Raw genomic sequence first — 18,525 nt, 5'->3', positions numbered from 1 at the left:
TCAAAAAAGCCGGTTTAGACCGTCGTAAGCCGCTACCCGATAGGCTTCAGCCATGGTCGGGTAGTTGAACGTGGTGTTGACGAAGTACTTCAGGGTATTGGCGTCGCCCGGCTGGTTCATGATCGCCTGACCGATGTGCACGATCTCTGACGCCTGGTCGCCGAAGCAATGCACGCCCAGCACTTTCAGGGTTTCGCGGTGGAACAGGATTTTCAGCATGCCCACTGGCTCGCCGGAAATCTGTGCCCGCGCCATGCCTTTGAAGAACGCCTTGCCCACTTCGTACGGTACTTTGGCCTGCGTCAGGTCGTGTTCGTTCTGGCCGATGGAGCTGATCTCGGGAATGGTGTAGATCCCGGTCGGCACGTCGTTGACGAAACGCCAGCTGCCGTTGTCGACCACACTGCCCGCTGCCGAACGACCCTGGTCGTACGCGGCACTGGCCAGGCTCGGCCAACCAATCACGTCGCCGGCGCCGTAGATGGTCGGAACGTTGGTGCGGTAGCTTTCGTCGACTTCGATCTGACCACGACCGTTGGCCTTGATCCCGACGTTTTCCAGGCCCAGCTTATCGGTGTTGCCGGTACGGCCGTTGCACCAGAGCAAGGCATCGGCCTTGATCTTCTTGCCGGACTTGAGGTGCAGGATCACCCCGTTTTCCACGCCTTCAACCTTTTCGTACTCTTCGTTATGGCGAACCATGACGTTGTTGTTGCTGAAGTGGTAGCTCAGTGCCTGGGAGATTTCCGAGTCGAGGAAGCTCAAAAGCTGTTCGCGGTTGTCCACCAGCTCAACCAATACCCCCAGACCACTGAAGATCGAGGCGTATTCACAGCCAATCACGCCGGCACCGTAGATGATCAGCTTGCGCGGGGTGTGGCCGAGGCTGAGGATGGTGTCGCTATCGTAGATACGCTTGTGGGAGAAATCGATATCGGCTGGGCGATAAGGACGCGAACCCGTCGCGATAATGACCTGATTGGCCACCAGCTTTTCCAGCACACCGGTAGGGCAAACCACGTTGATGGTGCGCTCGTCGGCGAAGCTACCGGTGCCAAAAAACACGTCGACCCGGTTGCGAGCGTAATAGCCCGTGCGCGACGCCACTTGTTTGTTGATGACCTTCTCGGCGTTCTTCAACACATCCGGGAACGAGAACCAGCGCGGCTCGCCAATGGCCCGGAACATCGGGTTGGTGTTGAACTGGATGATCTGCTTGACCGAGTGACGCAGCGCCTTGGACGGAATGGTGCCCAGGTGAGTGCAGTTGCCGCCGACCATGGGACGGCTATCGACCATCGCGACCTTACGCCCTGCTTTCGCGGCGTTCATTGCCGCACCTTCTCCGGCGGGGCCTGAACCCAGCACCACTACGTCGTAGTTGTAGACAGCCATGCGTACTCCTTTAGAACAGGCCGAGACACCACTCTGGCATCTCCGGCTATGTCATGCCGCGGCCCGCGACATGAAGAATCAAAAGCTGGGGCGCAGTCTACCCAAGCGCGGTCGCGACGAACATTAACCCTTGGTCGCGTCGTAGGCCACTGTTGCCTGCACTACATGGCGCGCCAGAGCGATTAATCGCGATTTTGCCTACTGCGGTTTGCCCGGAAACAACCGGTCGAATTCCGGGCTGCTGCGGATGATAAAGCGCTTATCGGCGCGAATCACAAAAAATGCAGCGATTTTATGCTCATTGGCGTATTCCCACGCCCGTTCCGGGCCAAGAATCAGCAGCAACGTCGATAATCCATCAGCACTGAGCGTCGAAGGCTCGATCACCGTGACCGAGGTCAGCGCATGAACGATAGGCGCTCCGGTGAGCGCGTCAAAAGTGTGAGAGTAGCGCTGCCCTCCCTGCTCGAAATAATTACGGTAGTCGCCCGATGTCGAAACGCCATACCCGTCCAGGTCGACGACCCTTTGCGCGACCTGCTCGTCATCCCTGGGCGCTTCGAGCGCTACCCGCCAAGGCTGACCGTCGGGCTTTTTGCCAATCGCTTTCAGCTCACCGGTCGCCTCGGCGAGAAAGCTGCGAATGCCCAAGGCCTGCAGGCGTGCACTGATCACATCTACCGCATAGCCGGCGGCGATGCTATTGAAGTCCACCTCGACCGGCGCGTCCTTGCATAGCTGCTCGCCCTCAATCCGCAGGTGAGCATGACCCACCCGCTGCCGTACCTGCGCCAACTGCTCCGGGGTCGGCACGCGCTCGACCCGCGCTTGTGGGCCAAAGCCCCAAAGATCGAGCAGCGGTTCGACCGTCAGATCGTAGGAACCCTGGCTCGCCACGGACAACTGCTCGCCAAATCGCACCAACTGCAAAACTCCGGCAGGCATGGGTTGACAGCTGTCGGCAGGCAAGTGATTGAAGCGCTCGATGTCGGAATCACTGCGATAGGTCGACATCTGTTGGTCAACTTCAGCCAGTATCTTTTCCACTTCGGCTTGCACCTCTGCGGGTTTCGGCCCATTCAGACCGCGCACGTATTTCACTGAATAGGTGCTACCCATGGTCGGACCGGCAAAACTTTCCAACGGGTCACTTGAATCGCAGGCGCTGATAGCGCCAATCAGCAGCACGCAGAGCACACTCCGGACTCGCCAGGGGCAAAACCTGAGCACTGCGAGGACAGTCACCCAATCAACGCGCATTTGTCGCTCGCAAAGCCCGGTGTCGGGCGGAAATTGATTTAACCTGTGTATAGGCACTCAATGAGGCGCGACCATTATGCGGTATCTGCTGATTGGCTTTGTGCTGTTATTCACTTCTGTCGTCATGGCCAGCTCGGCCGACCGACTCAAAGAAGCGAGTTTTCCGACGCAATTGAGCGATCGCTCACCGACACTTGAGCGCAAAGGCCAAGGGATTTTGACCTACCTGTGGGCTGACGTTTACGCTGCCGCACTGTTCACCGAACCCGCGATCAGCCCGCAACAGGCCTTCACCGAGCAGCGCGCGCAGTGCCTGGAGCTGTACTACTTTCGTGACATTGACAAAGCCGACGTGATTAAAGCGGCCACCGCCACCCTCGCCCGCCAACAAAGCAAAGCCACCCTCACCCGCCTGCAAAAAGAGCTCGACCAATTGCACGGCAGCTTTCGTGACATCCAGCGTGGAGACCGCTACAGCCTGAGCTTTGAGCCTAAACAAGGCATGCGCCTGGAGCGTAATGGACAGGTTATTTTCAGCAGCGCGGACCCGGAGTTGGCGCAGGTCTATTTTGGGCTTTGGCTGGCCCCCAATGGACTGTCTAAAAGCTTGCGCGAAACCTTGCTGGATCGCGGTTAGTAGCACCTTTTAGTTGTCTTCGAGACCCATTAAACATATTGTTACAATACGTGCTGCATGAGGGCGGGAGCCGCGCCAGCGGTGCGAAAACGCAATACCTGGTTTTCGTACCTTCGCAAAAGTGCAGCAACGATAACGACAAGGGATCCCCCGCTACAATAGCCTAAGTGAGTAATAAGAAATGGCCTCGAATACGGGCAAGGGCAAGGCGATTTTTCGCGTTGTCAGCGGCAACTTTCTGGAAATGTTCGACTTCATGGTTTACGGCTTTTATGCCACGGCCATTGCCAAGACCTTCTTCCCTACCGATAGCGCATTCGCCTCGCTGATGCTGTCGCTGGCGACTTTCGGTGCCGGCTTCCTGATGCGTCCGCTGGGTGCGATCTTCCTCGGCGCTTATATTGACCGCCACGGTCGTCGCCAAGGTCTGATCATTACCCTGGCGATGATGGCCATGGGTACGGTGCTGATCGCCGTGGTGCCCGGCTACGCAACGCTCGGCCTGGCCGCACCGCTGCTGGTCCTCGTCGGCCGACTGCTGCAAGGCTTCTCGGCGGGCGTAGAGCTGGGTGGTGTTTCGGTGTACCTCGCCGAGATCTCTACCCCGGGCCGTAAAGGCTTCTTCGTCAGCTGGCAGTCCGCCAGCCAACAAGCCGCCGTAGTGTTCGCTGCACTGATCGGCGTGGCGTTGAACCACTGGTTGAGCCCAGAGCAAATGGGTGATTGGGGCTGGCGCGTGCCGTTCCTGATCGGTTGCAGTATCGTTCCGGCGATCTTCATCATCCGTCGCTCACTGGAAGAAACCCCTGAGTTCCAGGCACGCAAACACCGTCCAACACTGGGCGAAATCATGCGTTCGATTGGTCAGAACTTCGGCCTGGTGCTGGGTGGCATGGCGCTGGTGGTCATGACCACCGTGTCGTTCTACCTGATCACCGCCTACACCCCGACATTCGGTAAAACCGAACTGCACCTGAGCGACCTCGAAAGTCTGCTGGTTGCGGTTGCGGTCGGCGTGTCGAACTTTATCTGGTTGCCGATCATGGGTTCCGTGTCCGACCGGATCGGCCGCAAACCACTGCTGTTGGCTGCGACCATCCTGGCTCTGATAACCGCCTACCCTGCGCTGTCCTGGCTGGTGGCCAACCCTAGCTTCGAGCACCTGCTGATGGTTCAGCTGTGGCTGTCGTTCCTCTACGGCTCGTACAACGGCGCGATGGTGGTTGCCCTGACCGAAATCATGCCGGCCGAGGTGCGCACCACTGGCTTCTCGCTGGCCTATAGCCTGGCAACTGCGACGTTCGGCGGTTTCACCCCTCTGGCGTGCACCTACTTGATCCACGTGCTGGACAACAAGGCAGCGCCCGGCATCTGGCTGAGCGGCGCTGCGGCAATGGGCCTGATCGCTACGCTGATCCTGTTCCGCAAAGGCAAGAACCGACTGGAAGCGCCTCAGGCCGTTCCAGCTCGTAGCTAAGTAACACGCTGCAAACAAAATGCCCCGACTGGTTCGGGGCATTTTTTTGACTGCCGCACACCCCCGTTTCCAGGGGGAATTCTACGCTCCCAGGCAATACACAGGGCCCCTGTAGGAGCTGCCGAAGGCTGCGATCAATCTACAACGCGAAGGTCGTTCCGACCTTATCGCAGCCTTCAGCAGCTCCTACAAAGCTGGGGGCAATTGCAGTTTTTTGTCCACCCGCGATCACGCAAAAATCCACCCAGCAGACAAAAAAATGCCCCGAAGCAGTCGGGGCATTTTTTATTGCGGTTGCTTAGCGCGGGAACGCTGGCGGGTTGACCCCGGCCATGTCTTCCATCACGCGAACCACCTGGCAGCTGTAACCGAATTCGTTGTCGTACCAGACGTACAGCACAACGCGGTTGTCGTTGCAGATAGTCGCTTCAGCATCCACCACACCGGCGTGGCGCGAGCCAACGAAGTCAGTGGAAACCACTTCCTGCGAGTTCACGAAATCGATCTGCTTGTGCAGGTCCGAGTGCATGGCCATGTAGCGCAGGTACTCGTTGATTTCTTCGCGAGTGGTAGCTTTCTCAAGGTTCAGGTTGAGAATGGCCATCGACACGTTAGGCGTCGGAACGCGGATCGCGTTACCGGTCAGCTTGCCAGCCAGCTCAGGCAGGGCCTTGGCAGCAGCGGTGGCAGCACCGGTCTCGGTGATCACCATGTTCAACGCGGCGCTACGGCCACGACGATCGCCTTTGTGGAAGTTGTCGATCAGGTTCTGGTCGTTGGTGTACGAGTGAACCGTTTCAACGTGACCGTTGATGATGCCGAACTTGTCGTTGACGGCCTTGAGCACCGGCACGATGGCGTTGGTGGTGCACGAAGCAGCCGAAACAATGCGGTCTTCAGCGGTGATTTCGCCATGGTTGATACCATGCACGATGTTCTTCAGCTTGCCCTTGCCCGGTGCGGTCAGCACCACGCGATCGATACCCGGGCAGGTCAAGTGCTGACCCAGGCCTTCGGCATCACGCCACACACCGGTGTTGTCCACCAGCAAGGCGTCCTTGATCCCGTACTGGGTGTAATCCACCTCGGTCGGGTTTTTCGCGTAGATCACCTGAATCAGGTTGCCGTTGGCGCTGATGGTGTTGTTGGCTTCGTCGATGGTGATGGTGCCATCGAACGGACCGTGCACCGAGTCACGACGCAACAGGCTGGCACGCTTGACCAGGTCGTTGTCGGAACCTTTGCGCACAACGATCGCACGCAGGCGCAGGCCGTCGCCACCGCCGGTTTTTTCGATCAGGATCCGCGCCAGCAGGCGACCAATCCGGCCAAAGCCGTATAGCACGACGTCGGTGCCTTTACGGCCCGTGGCGCTTTGCTGACCGACGACATCGGCCAGTTCTTCACGCACGAACTGCTCAGCGCTGCGGCCATTGGCCTCAGCCTTGAATTTCACAGCCAACTTGCCCAGGTCCACCGAGGCGGAACCCAGTTTCAGTTCGCTCATGGCCTTGAGTAACGGGAATGTGTCATGCACCGACAACTCACCGCCATCAGCCTGGCGATGACGAGCAAAACGGTGCGCTTTAAGAATCTGAATGACTGAACGGTTGATCAGGCTGCGGCCATAGATCGAACTCACCACATTGTTATTGCGGTAGAGCTGACCGATGAGAGGGATCATCGCTTCGGCGAGGGCTTCACGATCGATCCATTCACCAAGACACTGGTCGGGCTTCTGAGTCACGGGAACCTTCCACATGTAGGGGCTGAAAAAAGGGGCTACATTATGCCGCGCCCTTTGTTTATGAGCAATGCACGGCGATCAGTTTGCACGGCACTACATAATTTCCGGCGGCCAAAACGCTGAAAACTGACAGCGCAGGCCTTCCCCCGTTACAATCGCCGACCCTCGTCGCAACGCTTGGAGCTCAACCTTCCGTGCCCGTTCTGCGTCTACCGCTACTCCCTGCCACCGCAGGCAAACAACATTGGGGCAACTTGCCCGGTGCCGCCCTCAGTCTGGCCATTGCCGAAGCTGCGAGCGCTGCCAAGCGCTTTACCCTGCTGCTGACCGCTGACAGCCAGAGCGCCGAGCGTCTCGAGCAAGAGCTTGGTTTCTTCGCGCCTACGCTGCCGGTCCTGCATTTCCCTGACTGGGAAACCCTGCCCTACGACCTGTTTTCGCCGCACCAGGACATCATCTCCCAGCGTATCGCCAGCCTTTATCGGCTGCCAGAGCTGGCGCATGGCGTATTGGTAGTGCCGATCACCACGGCCCTACACCGTCTGGCCCCGACCAAGTTCCTGCTCGGCAGTGGTCTGGTGCTGGATGTCGGTCAGAAGCTCGACGTCGAGCAGATGCGCACCCGGCTCGAAGCCAGTGGCTATCGCTACGTCGACACCGTCTATGAGCATGGCGAATTCACCGTTCGCGGCGCGTTGATCGATCTGTTCCCGATGGGCAGCAAGCTGCCGTACCGAATCGACCTGTTCGACGATGAAATCGAAACCCTGCGCACCTTCGACCCGGAAAACCAGCGTTCCATCGAGAAAGTCGATTCGGTGCGTTTGCTGCCGGCCCGCGAGTTTCCGTTGCAGAAAGAAGCTGTCACCCGCTTCAAGGCACGCTTTCGCGAGCGCTTCGACGTGGATTTCCGCAAGAACACCATTTTTCAGGACTTGAGCAGCGGGATCACTCCCGCCGGCATCGAGTACTACCTGCCGTTGTTCTTTGAAGAAACCTCGACCCTGTTCGACTACCTGCCCCAAGACACCCAAGTGTTTTCGCTACCGGGCATCGAACAAGCGGCCGAAAACTTCTGGAGCGACGTGCGCAACCGCTATGAAGAGCGCCGCGTCGACCCTGATCGACCTTTATTGCCGCCTGCAGAGTTGTTCCTGCCGGTAGAAGACTGCTTTGCCCGCCTGAAAAGCTGGCCCCGCGTGGTTGCCAGCCAACAAGACGTCGAAGCCGGTGTTGGTCGCGAGCGCTTCCCCGGCTTGCCGTTGCCAGACCTGGCGATCGAATCGAAAGCCACCCAACCCTTGGCTGCGCTGTCGAAATTCCTCGATGAGTTCCCCGGTCGCGTATTGTTTACCGCCGAGTCTGCCGGCCGTCGCGAAGTGCTGCTGGAACTGCTGGAACGCCTGAAGCTGCGCCCGAAAACCGTCGACAGCTGGCCGGATTTCGTCAGCAGTAAAGAGCGTCTCGCAATCACCATTGCGCCGCTGGATGATGGTCTGGTGCTGGAAACGCCGGCCTTGGCGTTGATCGCCGAAAGTCCGTTGTTCGGCCAGCGCGTGATGCAGCGTCGACGTCGGGAAAAACGCACCGACGGCGGCAATAACGACGCAGTGATCAAGAACCTCACCGAGCTGCGCGAAGGCGCGCCGGTGGTGCACATCGACCACGGTGTTGGCCGCTACCTCGGCTTGATTACCCTGGAAGTGGAAAATCAGGTCGCCGAGTTCCTCGCGCTGGCCTACGCCGAAGAAGCCAAGCTTTACGTGCCGGTGGCCAACCTGCACCTGATCGCACGCTACACCGGCAGCGATGATGCACTGGCGCCGCTGCACCGCCTGGGCTCGGAAACCTGGCAAAAAGCCAAGCGCAAGGCTGCCGAGCAAGTGCGCGATGTCGCCGCCGAACTGCTGGACATCTACGCTCGCCGCGCCGCCCGCGAAGGTTTTGCCTTTGCCGACCCGAAAGCCGACTACGCGACGTTCAGCGCCGGCTTCCCGTTCGAAGAGACCCCGGATCAACAGACCACCATCGAGGCCGTGCGCGCCGACATGCTGGCGCCCAAGCCGATGGACCGCCTGGTGTGCGGCGACGTGGGCTTCGGCAAGACCGAAGTGGCCATGCGTGCGGCTTTTATCGCGGTACACGGCGGCCGTCAGGTGGCGATTCTGGTGCCCACCACCCTGCTCGCCCAACAGCACTACAACAGCTTCCGCGACCGCTTTGCCGACTGGCCGGTGACCGTGGAAGTCATGAGCCGCTTCAAGTCGACCAAGGAGATCAACGCGGCGGTCGCCGATCTGGCGGAAGGCAAGATCGACATCGTCATCGGCACCCACAAGCTCCTGCAAGACGACGTCAAGATCAAAAACCTTGGGTTGGTGATCATCGACGAAGAGCACCGCTTTGGCGTGCGCCAGAAGGAACAACTCAAGGCGCTGCGCAGCGAAGTCGACATCCTCACCCTCACCGCCACGCCGATCCCGCGCACGCTGAACATGGCAGTGTCGGGTATGCGTGACCTGTCGATCATCGCCACGCCGCCGGCGCGCCGGTTGTCGGTACGCACCTTTGTCATGGAGCACAACAAGCCGACGGTCAAAGAAGCCCTGCTTCGTGAGCTGTTGCGTGGTGGCCAGGTCTATTACCTGCACAACGATGTGAAGACCATCGAGAAATGCGCCGCCGACCTGGCCGAACTGGTGCCGGAAGCGCGGATCGGTATCGGCCACGGGCAGATGCGCGAACGCGATCTCGAACAGGTGATGAGCGACTTCTATCACAAGCGTTTTAACGTACTGATCGCATCGACCATCATCGAGACCGGGATCGACGTACCGAGCGCCAACACCATCATCATCGAGCGCGCCGACAAATTCGGTCTGGCGCAGTTGCACCAATTGCGCGGCCGGGTTGGGCGCAGCCACCACCAGGCCTACGCCTACCTGCTGACACCACCACGCGCGCAGATCACCACCGACGCCGAAAAGCGTCTCGAAGCCATCGCCAACACCCAGGACCTCGGTGCCGGCTTCGTGCTGGCGACCAACGATCTGGAGATACGTGGCGCCGGCGAACTGCTGGGCGACGGCCAGAGCGGGCAGATCCAGGCCGTGGGCTTCACCCTGTACATGGAAATGCTCGAACGCGCGGTCAAGGCGATTCGCAAAGGCGAACAGCCGAACCTCGACCAACCGTTGGGTGGCGGCACCGAAATCAACCTGCGCCTGCCAGCGCTCATTCCGGAAGCCTATCTGCCTGACGTTCACACTCGACTGATTCTGTACAAACGCATCGCCAACTGCGCCGACGAAGATGCGCTCAAGGACCTGCAAGTCGAGATGATCGACCGCTTCGGCTTGCTGCCTGAACCGACCAAGAACCTGGTGCGCCTGACCCTGCTCAAACTGCAGGCCGAGCAACTGGGCATCAAGAAAATCGACGGTGGGCCGCAAGGTGGACGAATCGAATTCAACGCCGATACTCAAGTAGACCCATTGGTGCTGATCAAACTGATTCAGGGCCAGCCCAACCGGTACAAGTTCGAAGGTGCCACGCTGTTCAAGTTCATGGTGCCGATGGAACGCCCGGAAGAGCGATTCAATACTCTCGAAGCGCTGCTTGAGCGCCTGACCCCGAAAACCGCTTGAAGGATTCACCCATGCGCTTGTTTCGCTCATTGATCCTGCTGCTGACACTGGCCGCACCGGCGGCGTTTGCCGACGGTTTGTATCAGGTCGAGATGATCCTGTTCCGGCAGACCGCCGAACCGGCCACGACACAGCAGTTCGCCCCCGAGGATTGGGCGGCGGGAGCGCAAAAAATCACCCCCGAGAATGAGCGCAGTCTCGCGTTGAGCGAGATGGACACTAAACTGGATGCCAGCGGCACCTACAAAGTGCTGCTGCATCGGGCGTGGCAGCAGAGTTTGAGCGCAACCCCGAGCAAAATGGCGGTGAGCAGCGGTCAGGAGCATTTTGGCCACTTCCCCATTGAAGGCACGGTCACCTTGAGTCTGGATCGATTCACCGACATCATCGCGGACTTTTGGGTCAATCAGCTCGATAACGATGGTGTGCTGAACACCAGTGAGCGACTGACGCAAACCACCCGGGTCAAAAATGGCGAATTGACCTACATCGACAATGGCGGCCTGGCCATGCTGATCAAGATTTCTCCTCTTTAAACACCCAAGGAGTGCACTGCGCTCCTTGCCCTTTTTAGCATCGCTGCGGCGTAGGGCTGTATTGAACTGTGTCGTCAATTCTGGAACGCGTGCTGGCCTCTTCGTGGGCCCAGGTCTTTAAAGCTCAAAGCCTTGAGCGAGGGCGCGACTATGCCCTACAACAACGCATCATGCTGCAACACCTGAGCCCGGACCTGATTCGCACCGTGTGCCGTGGCTCAAGCCTGGAAATCTACACACAGACCCTGCAATTCAAGGACCCGGCGAAGTCCAAGCAATTCGTGATCGGTAAATGCACCTGCCCGGTACGCAACAACTGCAAACACTGCGCGGCGGCGCTGTTCTTTCTTCAGGACCCGGAAAACCAGGCCTCGGTGTTGGCAGCGCTAGACGCCCCGCAACCGGCACCGGCCCCGGTTCGCGCCGAACAGAAACCGGCGCTGCCCGAACGGCTGATCGACAGCCTGCAACCGGTGCCGCGCCTGATCCTCGCCAGCTTCGAGTTTAGCGCCTACGAGCCGCGCAACGGGCGCATGCAGCGGCACATTCAGCATCGTGCGGCCCTCGCGTTCGGTTATGACGTTTACTACGCGAGCGGCAGCAAGACCGTAGATATCCTGCAACACGAAGAAACTGAAACCCTGCGCATTCGCCGCCACCCGGAGGCAGAAAGACACCAGCGCCAAGTGATTCATGACTTCGGTTTCAGACTGGCAACCCGCCAAAGCAAAGCGCTGCCCGACAGTGCCGGCGACATGTTCGAGCTGCCGAACGATAAAGCCTGGCTGCACTTCATGATCAACCACCTGCCGCTGTTGCGTGAGCAAGGCTGGGAGATCGAGGTGGCGGAGGACTTCACCTTTGACGTCACCCCGGTGCAGGACTGGTACGCGGTGGTCGATGAACAACCGGAGCGCGACTGGTTCGACCTGGAGCTGGGGATCATCGTCAACGGTGAGCGCCTGAGCCTGTTGCCGATCCTGATCAACCTGTTGCGCAGCCATCCGGAATTGATGAACGCGGCGGGGATTGCCAAGCGCCGCGATGACGAGCAACTGCTGGTCCAGCTCAATCACTTTACCCAGAAAGGCGGCGGCCCGATCCAGGTGGCCCTGCCCTATGGCCGTCTGAAACCGGTACTGGCGACCCTCGGCGATTTCTATTGGCGTGACGACGGCAACAACGCCCTGCGCCTGAACACCGCCGACGCCGCGCGCCTGACCGAACTGGACGACCTGCCGTTGATCTGGGAAGGCGGAGAACGCCTGCGCCAGTTCGCCGAGCGTCTGGCCGACATCAAGAATTTTGCAGTCAGCGTGCCCGAAGGCTTGAACGCGACCTTGCGGCCCTATCAGCTTGAGGGCCTGAGCTGGATGCAATCGCTGCGCGAGCTGGAAGTCGGCGGCATTCTCGCGGACGACATGGGACTGGGCAAAACCCTGCAAACCCTGGCGCACTTGCTGGTGGAAAAACAGGCCGGACGTCTCGATCGGCCGTCGCTGGCGGTGATGCCCACCAGCCTGATCCCCAACTGGATGGACGAAGCCGAACGCTTTACCCCGCAGCTGCGAGTGCTGGCGCTGTACGGCGCGGGCCGGCGCCAGGACTTCGCCAACCTGCAGGATTACGACCTGATCCTCACCACCTATGCCCTGCTGCCACGTGACGTCGAACTGCTGGAGAAACAACCGCTGCATGTGCTGATCCTCGACGAAGCGCAATACATCAAGAACCCCAACAGCAAAGCCGCCCAGGCCGCGCGCAGCCTGAACGCCCGGCAACGCTTGTGCCTGAGTGGCACGCCGCTGGAAAATCACCTGGGCGAGCTGTGGTCGCTGTTCCACTTCCTGATGCCTGGCTGGCTGGGCGACAGCAAACAATTCAACAGCAACTACCGCACCGTCATTGAAAAACATGGCAATGAAGAACGCCTGAAACATTTGAACGCACGGATCAAACCCTTCCTGTTGCGTCGCACCAAGGAGCAGGTGGCGACTGAATTGCCGCCGAAGACCGAGATCGTTCACTGGGTCGAACTCAACGACACCCAACGAGACGTCTACGAAACCGTGCGTCTGGCCATGGACAAGAAAGTCCGTGACGAAATCACCCGCAAGGGCGTGGCGCGCAGCCAGATCATCATCCTTGAGGCGCTGCTCAAACTGCGGCAAGTGTGCTGCGACTTGCGCCTGGTCAATAGCGCGCCGACCACCGGCCGCCACGGCAGCTCGGCCAAGCTGCACAGCCTGATGGAGATGTTCGAGGAGTTGTTGGCCGAGGGCCGGAAGATTCTGCTGTTCTCGCAATTCACCTCGATGCTGACACTGATCGAGGACGAACTGAAACAGCGTGGCATCGAGTACGCGCTGCTCACGGGCGCGACCAAGGACCGACGCAGTCCGGTACAGGATTTCCAGAACGGCAAGCTGCCGATTTTCCTGATCAGCCTCAAGGCCGGCGGCACTGGCCTGAACCTGACGGCGGCCGACACCGTGATCCACTACGACCCCTGGTGGAACCCGGCCGCCGAAAACCAGGCCACCGACCGCGCCTATCGCATCGGCCAGGACAAACCGGTATTCGTCTACAAGATGATTGCGCGGGGCACGGTGGAAGAGAAGATTCAGCGTTTGCAGCAGGACAAATCAGCCTTGGCCGCCGGCGTGCTGGATGGCCGCACGGCGGGCGACTGGAAACTGGAGAGCGAAGACATCACCGCGCTGTTCGCGCCACTGCCGCTGCCGCCGAAGAAAATCAAACACTGACACCTTGTAGGAGCGGGCTTGCCCGCGATAGCGCTGTATCAGATGTGCCGCCATCGCGGGCAAGCCCGCTCCTACAGGGGATAGCGTTTCAACCCGCCGCCAACACCCGAGCCAATGTCGCTTTGACCTTGCCCATGCCGTCATGCAGCGCCTGCTCGATCTCGGCCATGGTAATGACTGCCGCCGACTTGCCGGCCGCCGGATTCACCACCAGCGCCAGGCACGCGTATTCCAGATCAATCTCCCGTGCCAGCGCCGCTTCCGGCATGCCGGTCATACCAACGATGTCGCAGCCGTCACGCTCAAGCCGAATGATCTCCGCCACGGTTTCCAGGCGTGGGCCTTGCGTGGCGGCATACACGCCTTGATCGCTGTACGCGCAACCTTCCGCCGCCAACGCCGCAATCAGCTTGGCACGCAGGGTTTCGCTGTAGGGGTAGCTGAAGTCGATATGGGTCACTTGCTCCAGATCGTCGGCGAAGTAGGTGTGCTCACGCCCGCTGGTGTAGTCGATCAACTGGTGCGGCACGCAGAAATGCCCGGTACCCATTGCCGGATGAATCCCACCCACGGCATTGACCGCCAGAATCGCCTCGGCGCCGGCCTGTTTCAGCGCCCACAGATTGGCGCGGTAATTGACCTGATGCGGTGGCAACCGATGGGGATGCCCGTGACGCGCGAGGAACAGCACTTCCTTGCCGCCATACTCGCCAATCTGGATCTCGCCCGACGGCGCGCCATAGGGCGTATTCATCGGCAGGGACTGGCGAATGTTCAGGCCATCCAGTTGGGTCAGGCCGGTGCCACCGATAATCGCGTAAACAGTCATTTCGAAATCCTTCAGTCAATCAGTTGGGCGACACGCAGTGCAGTGAGGGCAGTCAACCAGCGCGGGTGCTGACGGTAGTCAGTCGAAGCCGTCGCCTGGCCGCGCATACGTGCGATACGTGGCGATGGCGTGACCTTGAGCCGCTGCGCCGCACTCAGCGCCAATTCGGCAGCCGCGCGGTCGTTACACACCAGGCCCATGTCACAGCCGGCCGTCAGCGCCGCTTCGATACGACTCGCCGCGTCGCCGACCACATGGGCGCCGGCCATGGACAGGTCATCGCTGAAAATCACCCCGTCGAATTGCAACTCCCCGCGCAGAATCTCCTGCAACCAGCGCCTGGAGAAGCCCGCTGGCTGGCTGTCGACTTGAGGGTAAATCACGTGGGCCGGCATCACGGCCGCCAGTTGCTTGCTCAAACGGGCGAACGGCAGCAGATCGTTGGCGCGGATCTCATCCAGACTGCGCTCGTCCGTCGGGATCGCTACATGGGAATCGGCCTCAGCCCAGCCATGCCCCGGAAAATGTTTACCAGTGGCGGCCATGCCGGCGTCGTTCATCCCGCGAATAAAGGCACCGGCCAGCACCGCAGCGCGTTCCGGATCACCTTCGAAGGCGCGACTGCCGACCACCGCGCTGCGCTGGTAGTCCAGGTCCAGTACCGGAGCGAAACTCAAATCCAGACCGACCGCCAACACTTCGGTGGCCATCAGCCAACCGCAATGCTCGGCCAGCGCCTCGGCATTCGGATTGTCGGCAATCGCGCGCATCGCCGGCAAACGCACGAAGCCTTGACGCAGACGCTGCACCCGACCGCCTTCCTGGTCCACCGCCAGCAGAAGGTCCGGGCGGATGGCCCGAATCGCGGCGCTGAGCTCACGGACCTGACGTGGATGCTCGATATTACGGGCAAAAATAATCAGCCCTCCGACTTCCGGGTGACGCAAAAACTGGCGGTCTTCGGCGGTCAGCCAGGTACCGGCGACATCGACCATCAACGAGCCTTGCAGGCCAGAACTCATAGGATTTCCTTAATTCAACGCAGCCGACGCCCGATCCGGGCATGGCATCGAATACACAGGGGATAGCCAACTGCCAAGGGACAGGGCGGGAGCTGGCGAAGGAGAACATCGAGGGTACGCATGGGCGGCTACTTTAGCCGATGCAAGCAGCCACGCCCACCCGTGAACGGCTAAACCTTGGCGGCAGCCATGATTTTGCTACGTGGTTTGTGTTGCGCAGTCGCCATGACCGTATCAGTCACGCCCGATTCGGCACGCATGCCAGCGGCAAGAAACGGCACCATCAGGCGCATGACCTGTTCAATGGAGGTCTGAACGCCAAACTCGGTCTCGGCAATTGCGCGCAACGCCTTGATCCCTGACATGCTGAACGCGGCGGCACCGAGCATGAAGTGCACGCGCCAGAACAGTTCGATCGGTGGAATACGCGGCGCCGCTTCGTTGACCAGCAACATGTAACGACGGAACACCTTGCCGTACATGTCTTCCAGATAACGACGCAAATGCCCCTGGCTCTGGCTGAACGCCAGCCCCAGCAGCCGCATGAAGATCGACAGGTCGTTATTGCTGCGTGGCTGCACCACCAGGGCCTGTTCGACGAGGATTTCCAGCAACTCTTCGAGCGTGGCCTTTTGCTCAGGCCTGGCCTGACGGCGCTCGAGTTCTCGATCGAGGCTGATGCAGAACGGTCCCAGGAAACGCGAAAACACTGCCTGAATCAGGGCCTTCTTCGAGCCAAAGTGGTAGTTCACTGCCGCCAGGTTAACGGAGGCCTTACTGGTGATCAGCCGCAACGACGTTTCGGCGAAACCTTTTTCCGCGAACAGCTGCTCGGCAGCATCGAGGATACGTTCAACTGTTTCCGACTGAGCCATGGTATTTCGCCTGACAAACACTTGTTTGAAACATACGTTTCAGGCGGGCCTCTTGTCAAGCCTGCCTGTTCGTTTTCTGGCTGGTCAGTCACTCATTTAATCATATAAGTAAAAACCTGTGGTCGCTCTGCGGTTTATCGCCGCAAGCCCCCTCTCTGCCCTCCCCGGAACAGACCGTCTGGCGGCCTGAATAAAAAGGACGATTGCCAAGACGCAATCACTGTATATAATCCCAGTCACTGTATAAAAAGACAGAGCGATCATCATGCTGAAATTGACGCCACGCCAAGCCGAGATTCTGGGCTTCATCAAACGCTGCCTCGAAGACAACGGCTACCCGCCGACCCGTGCGGAAATCGCTCAGGAACTGGGTTTCAAATCGCCCAACGCGGCGGAAGAACACCTCAAGGCCCTGGCGCGCAAAGGCGCCATCGAGATGACCCCTGGCGCCTCGCGCGGCATCCGCATTCCGGGCTTCGAAGCCAAGACCGAAGAGGCCGGCCTGCCGATCATCGGGCGCGTTGCCGCCGGTGCACCGATCCTGGCCCAGCAACACATTGAAGAGTCCTGCAACATCAACCCGGCCTTCTTTCACCCTTCCGCCGACTACCTGCTACGGGTGCACGGCATGAGCATGAAAGACGTCGGTATTCTCGACGGCGACCTGATTGCCGTACACACCACCCGCGAGGCCCGCAATGGCCAGATCGTGGTGGCGCGGATCGGTGATGAAGTCACGGTAAAACGCTTCAAGCGTGAAGGCAGCAAAGTCTGGCTGATTGCCGAGAACCCTGATTTCGCTCCGATTGAAGTGAACCTCAAAGATCAGGATCTGGTGATCGAAGGCTTGAGCGTCGGCGTGATTCGCCGCTAAGGAGGCGTTATGCAGTTCCCCCAAACCCAACAGCATGCTCAATTACCACTGTTCGAGGCATTTATGGCACAGCCCATCGCCCCGCTACTGAAAGACGTGGTCGAAACGCCCTGGAACACTGAGCCAGAAGCCTTTAGTGAACTGTCATTGCGTGGCGCGGCCGGGAACTGCCTGAATCTTCTGGCACCGATTCTGCGGGAACTGAGCGAGGATCAGGAGGCACGCTGGCTGACGCTGATTGCGCCACCTTCAAGCCTGACACAGGCCTGGCTGCGTGATGCAGGGCTTAATCGTGAGCGGATTCTGTTGCTGCAGCCGAGCGGGACGCAAAGCGCGCTGCAGTTGACCTGCGAAGCCCTGCGCCTGGGCCTCAGCCACACGGTGGTCAGCTGGATCAATCCGATCAGTGCCGTGGCACGCCAGCAATTGATCAGCGCTGCACGGATCGGCGATGCACAAAGTCTGAATATTCGTCTGGGCTAAGCGTCTCAGCCGACGATGTTCAGCGCGGCAAATCAGTGCAGAATTCGTGGACCTTCATGTTTGTCGAACTCGCCTTCCGCCAGACGCCCAGCCATCTGCACACCAACGCTCAGCATGGCTTTGGCGATTTCTACGTGCTGGCCTTGCAGGAACACCTTGGCATCGGCAGAGAAATCCAGAGTGACCAGGGAACCCTCGTCCTCGGCACGGCGCAGTTCAATACGGCCGTCAGGCAACTCGACAATTTCTAGAAAGGACGTTGGCATTAAGTTCTGTTCTCCACGAAAGGCGGGCATTGTAGCAACGAATTGTTAATATCCCCTAGCCCATCGATCACTCAAAAATCACTCAGCATTCGCTCAGACCTTCGCGAAAGCGAACCGTCAGACCTTTGAGTTGCTGACGCCATACCTCCAGCTCTTCGCGACCCAACTCCGGCGCAGGCTCTTGATCGAGGCTCACAGCGATAATCATCGGCTGGGTTACGTCGCCCTTGGCCTTCTTCGGCGCGCGCGGTGGCTGAAACAATGCGTTGTACGCCGCCAGCAGTTGCGCCAGCCAGGTTTCCGAGTTCTGCGACAGCTCGAGCAGTTCAGCCATTTCCGGAATGGCGGTAGCAGCCAACACTTCCTTGGTCAGCAGCATTTCTGCACGCGGCGCATTGGCTTGAGGCAAGCGGTAGAAGCCAGCGATCTCATGGCACAGGCCGAGCAAACCACCGTACAGATGAAACAGCACAGACTCGCGCTCAGCTTGAACCAGCGCCTGGGCATTCATCGCCCGGCTTTGCTCAGCCTTGCCCAGCGCCTCCAGGGCCAGCCCGGCGAAGTAAATTTTCTGGTTGGTGCGGGTATAGAGTTCATGGGCCATGGTGGCGCCCTCCATCACAAGACAAAAAATAATGCCCCAGCTTAAAACAAATCTGGCCCGCGCAACGTGCTTTAAACAGCACACCGGGCGAGCCAGCAGTAAATCATT

15 protein-coding genes are annotated in these 18,525 nt (G+C 59.6%); 7 read left to right on the top strand and 8 right to left on the bottom strand.

What is annotated here, in order from left to right:
• The gene (gene sthA / locus ACF0H7_RS10605) at positions 1-1,395 is read right to left on the bottom strand and encodes a Si-specific NAD(P)(+) transhydrogenase (RefSeq protein ID WP_397452713.1); all 1,395 of its coding nucleotides are present in this window, start codon (positions 1,393-1,395) and stop codon (positions 1-3) included.
• A 198-nt stretch (positions 1,396-1,593) separates the two neighbouring features.
• Positions 1,594-2,583, bottom strand: a complete 990-nt coding sequence (locus ACF0H7_RS10600) for an FAD:protein FMN transferase (protein WP_397452712.1) — start codon at positions 2,581-2,583, stop codon at positions 1,594-1,596.
• A 148-nt stretch (positions 2,584-2,731) separates the two neighbouring features.
• Between ACF0H7_RS10600 and ACF0H7_RS10595 the strand changes: the two genes are divergently transcribed.
• Complete coding sequence (locus ACF0H7_RS10595; RefSeq protein ID WP_397452711.1) at positions 2,732-3,292, top strand: chalcone isomerase family protein; 561 nt, start codon at positions 2,732-2,734, stop codon at positions 3,290-3,292.
• A 181-nt stretch (positions 3,293-3,473) separates the two neighbouring features.
• Positions 3,474-4,769 carry an MFS transporter gene (locus ACF0H7_RS10590; RefSeq protein ID WP_397452710.1) on the top strand — a complete coding sequence of 432 codons (1,296 nt, stop codon included), beginning with the start codon at positions 3,474-3,476 and terminating at the stop codon, positions 4,767-4,769.
• Positions 4,770-5,067: 298 nt separating this feature from the next.
• Here the strand turns inward: ACF0H7_RS10590 and ACF0H7_RS10585 are convergent, their stop codons facing one another.
• A complete protein-coding gene (locus ACF0H7_RS10585) occupies positions 5,068-6,531 on the bottom strand; it encodes a glyceraldehyde-3-phosphate dehydrogenase (RefSeq protein ID WP_397452709.1) in 1,464 nt (487 codons plus the stop codon).
• A 179-nt stretch (positions 6,532-6,710) separates the two neighbouring features.
• On the opposite strand from ACF0H7_RS10585, the gene mfd reads away from it, so the two are divergent.
• The 3 genes from mfd to ACF0H7_RS10570 all read left to right on the top strand — a co-directional run bounded on the left by mfd (position 6,711) and on the right by ACF0H7_RS10570 (position 13,464).
• Positions 6,711-10,163, top strand: coding sequence for a transcription-repair coupling factor (gene mfd, locus ACF0H7_RS10580; protein WP_397452708.1), 3,453 nt, complete (start codon positions 6,711-6,713; stop codon positions 10,161-10,163).
• 11 nt (positions 10,164-10,174) lie between these two features.
• Entirely contained in the window at positions 10,175-10,699 is a 525-nt protein-coding gene (locus ACF0H7_RS10575) for a CsiV family protein (RefSeq protein ID WP_397452707.1), read from the top strand.
• 68 nt (positions 10,700-10,767) lie between these two features.
• Entirely contained in the window at positions 10,768-13,464 is a 2,697-nt protein-coding gene (locus tag ACF0H7_RS10570) for a DEAD/DEAH box helicase (RefSeq protein ID WP_397452706.1), read from the top strand.
• 88 nt (positions 13,465-13,552) lie between these two features.
• On the opposite strand, the gene ACF0H7_RS10565 is transcribed toward ACF0H7_RS10570, so the two are convergent.
• The 3 genes from ACF0H7_RS10565 to ACF0H7_RS10555 form a co-directional block, all read right to left on the bottom strand.
• On the bottom strand, positions 13,553-14,293 hold the full coding sequence (locus ACF0H7_RS10565) for an S-methyl-5'-thioinosine phosphorylase (protein ID WP_397452705.1): 741 nt from the start codon (positions 14,291-14,293) through the stop codon (positions 13,553-13,555).
• Between the two features lie 11 nt (positions 14,294-14,304).
• Complete coding sequence (gene nagZ / locus ACF0H7_RS10560) at positions 14,305-15,303, bottom strand: beta-N-acetylhexosaminidase (protein WP_397453873.1); 999 nt, start codon at positions 15,301-15,303, stop codon at positions 14,305-14,307.
• A gap of 182 nt (positions 15,304-15,485) precedes the next feature.
• Positions 15,486-16,190 carry a TetR family transcriptional regulator gene (locus ACF0H7_RS10555; protein WP_397452704.1) on the bottom strand — a complete coding sequence of 235 codons (705 nt, stop codon included), beginning with the start codon at positions 16,188-16,190 and terminating at the stop codon, positions 15,486-15,488.
• A gap of 265 nt (positions 16,191-16,455) precedes the next feature.
• On the opposite strand from ACF0H7_RS10555, the gene lexA reads away from it, so the two are divergent.
• Both lexA and sulA read left to right on the top strand, forming a co-directional pair.
• Positions 16,456-17,064: a transcriptional repressor LexA gene (lexA, locus tag ACF0H7_RS10550; RefSeq protein WP_397452703.1), complete on the top strand. Its 609-nt coding sequence runs from the start codon at positions 16,456-16,458 to the stop codon at positions 17,062-17,064.
• A gap of 9 nt (positions 17,065-17,073) precedes the next feature.
• Positions 17,074-17,547 (top strand): SOS-induced cell division inhibitor SulA, encoded by a 474-nt coding sequence (gene sulA, locus ACF0H7_RS10545; protein ID WP_397452702.1) that lies wholly within the window; start codon positions 17,074-17,076, stop codon positions 17,545-17,547.
• A gap of 32 nt (positions 17,548-17,579) precedes the next feature.
• On the opposite strand, the gene ACF0H7_RS10540 is transcribed toward sulA, so the two are convergent.
• Complete coding sequence (locus tag ACF0H7_RS10540; RefSeq protein ID WP_397452701.1) at positions 17,580-17,813, bottom strand: hypothetical protein; 234 nt, start codon at positions 17,811-17,813, stop codon at positions 17,580-17,582.
• Between the two features lie 82 nt (positions 17,814-17,895).
• Complete coding sequence (locus ACF0H7_RS10535; RefSeq protein WP_397452700.1) at positions 17,896-18,417, bottom strand: DUF6586 family protein; 522 nt, start codon at positions 18,415-18,417, stop codon at positions 17,896-17,898.
• Positions 18,418-18,525 lie beyond the last annotated feature (108 nt).

The sequence above is a fragment of the Pseudomonas sp. NA-150 genome (assembly GCF_044336365.1).
Taxonomy (GTDB): Bacteria; Pseudomonadota; Gammaproteobacteria; order Pseudomonadales; family Pseudomonadaceae; genus Aquipseudomonas.
This window is presented reverse-complemented; position numbering and strand designations above follow the sequence as displayed.

Bases quoted from the DNA above. Each gene is read 5' to 3' on its own strand.
- ACF0H7_RS10585 (WP_397452709.1), bottom strand. From the start codon at position 6,531: ATGTGGAAGGTTCCCGTGACTCAGAAGCCCGACCAGTGTCTTGGTGAA.
- ACF0H7_RS10535 (WP_397452700.1), bottom strand. From the start codon at position 18,417: ATGGCCCATGAACTCTATACCCGCACCAACCAGAAAATTTACTTCGCC.
- ACF0H7_RS10555 (WP_397452704.1), bottom strand. From the start codon at position 16,190: ATGGCTCAGTCGGAAACAGTTGAACGTATCCTCGATGCTGCCGAGCAG.
- sulA (WP_397452702.1), top strand. From the start codon at position 17,074: ATGCAGTTCCCCCAAACCCAACAGCATGCTCAATTACCACTGTTCGAG.
- ACF0H7_RS10590 (WP_397452710.1), top strand. From the start codon at position 3,474: ATGGCCTCGAATACGGGCAAGGGCAAGGCGATTTTTCGCGTTGTCAGC.
- ACF0H7_RS10565 (WP_397452705.1), bottom strand. From the start codon at position 14,293: ATGACTGTTTACGCGATTATCGGTGGCACCGGCCTGACCCAACTGGAT.
- sthA (WP_397452713.1), bottom strand. From the start codon at position 1,395: ATGGCTGTCTACAACTACGACGTAGTGGTGCTGGGTTCAGGCCCCGCC.
- lexA (WP_397452703.1), top strand. From the start codon at position 16,456: ATGCTGAAATTGACGCCACGCCAAGCCGAGATTCTGGGCTTCATCAAA.
- ACF0H7_RS10595 (WP_397452711.1), top strand. From the start codon at position 2,732: ATGCGGTATCTGCTGATTGGCTTTGTGCTGTTATTCACTTCTGTCGTC.
- ACF0H7_RS10540 (WP_397452701.1), bottom strand. From the start codon at position 17,813: ATGCCAACGTCCTTTCTAGAAATTGTCGAGTTGCCTGACGGCCGTATT.
- ACF0H7_RS10575 (WP_397452707.1), top strand. From the start codon at position 10,175: ATGCGCTTGTTTCGCTCATTGATCCTGCTGCTGACACTGGCCGCACCG.